General features: G+C 45.2%; 2 protein-coding genes. One reads left to right on the top strand and one right to left on the bottom strand.

All coding sequences use genetic code 11. The annotated features are described in order from the left end of the window. The first annotated feature begins 342 nt into the window (after positions 1–342). Entirely contained in the window at positions 343–1,356 is a 1,014-nt protein-coding gene (locus tag FFR48_RS27790; RefSeq protein WP_137669566.1) for a hypothetical protein, read from the top strand. Here FFR48_RS27790 and FFR48_RS29160 read toward each other — a convergent pair. Next, positions 1,333–1,488 carry a hypothetical protein gene (locus FFR48_RS29160; RefSeq protein WP_201277705.1) on the bottom strand — a complete coding sequence of 52 codons (156 nt, stop codon included), beginning with the start codon at positions 1,486–1,488 and terminating at the stop codon, positions 1,333–1,335. The two genes, FFR48_RS27790 and FFR48_RS29160, sit on opposite strands and share 24 nt — an antisense overlap. Between the last annotated feature and the right edge of the window lie 79 nt (positions 1,489–1,567).

Raw genomic sequence — 1,567 nt, 5'->3', positions numbered from 1 at the left:
CCTGCGTGTTGCGCCAGTAGTAGTCGTTGTTGCTTGTTAACTTTGAGTTGGGTTTTGAATCCTAGTAGCATACAGTGATTTTACTGTAATTCTGTCACAAAGCCAAAAGATGACAGGAAATTTTCAGTAAATGTGAGTATTTGTTAGTATTGGTTAAGAAAACAGTAACTAGCTACTAACCTTTAGTAGCTTGAAGGCATTTAAAATTTTTCCAAGTTTAAATTTTTCCTCTATAATATTTACCTGCTTCTTGTTGCTGATCCTGTGTAATTACTCAGAATTTGTAACAGTGAGTTGATCGCATCCACCAACCAGCTATCTACCGTGCAAGATACCGACTCTATGAATGACCTTGCGGCTGCACTGCAACAGCCTGTAGACTTGGATTTTGAATTACCAGATCCAGAAGATGAAGAAATTGCTGAGTCTGACTTTTTACAGCAGTTAGATGTAGCTTGGCAAGTATGCGATCGCTTTGATCTGCAAACAGAAATTTGGCGGGGGCGAATTTTACGCGCTATCCGTGACAGAGAGAAAAAAGGCGGAGATGGGCGCGGTACTGGTTTCCTCAAATGGTTGAAGGAACGGGAAATTAGTAAAACTCAAGCTTATTCTTGGATTCAATTAGCTAATAGTGCTGATACCTTAATTGAAGATGGTAAACTGGACCCCAGTACAGTTAATAACTTTAGTAAACGGGCATTTGTAGAAACCGCCAAAGCTGCACCAGAAGTACAACAGATGGTAAGTGAAGCAGCGCAAAAAGGCGATCGCATCACCCGCAGAGAAGTCCGTCAACTCACGGATGAATGGACAGCCATGTCCTCAGAATTGTTACCTGAACCAGTCAAGGAAAAAGCCGCCGATAATAGCCTTCCTGCCCGCTACATTGCCCCTCTGGTGAAGGAAATGGAAAAACTGCCAGAATTACACCAGAAGGCGTTACAGAGAGAAATAGCGGAAAATCCTGATGTAGATACTTTAAAACAAGCCACTACAGAAGCTAGACAACTAGCAAAATATCTCAAATCTGCTGTCCAGGTGCAAGCACTGACAGAAGAAAATGTGGATATTGAAACTGCATTAGAAGAAGCTCAAAGAATCGGCTGTTTAAGTATAGCAGCAGACTTGGTAAATCAAGCATCCCAAATGGAACAAGGTATAGCTAAGTTATACATGACGTGGAAGAAAATCAGTAACTTAGCTGATAGATTGTATGTTGATACTGGAGCGAGTACACCAAATTTGCGATCGCTCCTGGGTTGTGTTGAACCACTGGGAGGGGAAGTCATGGAAATTAAACTTAGTGGTGCAACAGAACGTACTATTAGATTACAAATTCAGGAGACTAATTAGGGACTGGGGACTGGGGACTGGGGACTGGGGACTGGGGAATGGAGACCGGGGGCTGGTGGAGGGGGGCTGGGGCATGGGGACTGGTGAGTGCGGACCGGGGCGGGGTGACAGGGTGGACAGGAGCGGAGGCATGAGAGACGCTCGCGACGTCGCGCGAGTGATAGACGGCTCGCGCCGCACCTGTCCGTGCACAGCGACCATGACCTACTGC

The organism is Sphaerospermopsis reniformis (genome assembly GCF_005402885.1).
GTDB lineage: Bacteria > Cyanobacteriota > Cyanobacteriia > Cyanobacteriales > Nostocaceae > Sphaerospermopsis > Sphaerospermopsis kisseleviana.
This window is presented reverse-complemented; position numbering and strand designations above follow the sequence as displayed.

Bases quoted from the DNA above. Each gene is read 5' to 3' on its own strand.
- FFR48_RS27790 (WP_137669566.1), top strand. From the start codon at position 343: ATGAATGACCTTGCGGCTGCACTGCAACAGCCTGTAGACTTGGATTTT.
- FFR48_RS29160 (WP_201277705.1), bottom strand. From the start codon at position 1,488: ATGCCTCCGCTCCTGTCCACCCTGTCACCCCGCCCCGGTCCGCACTCA.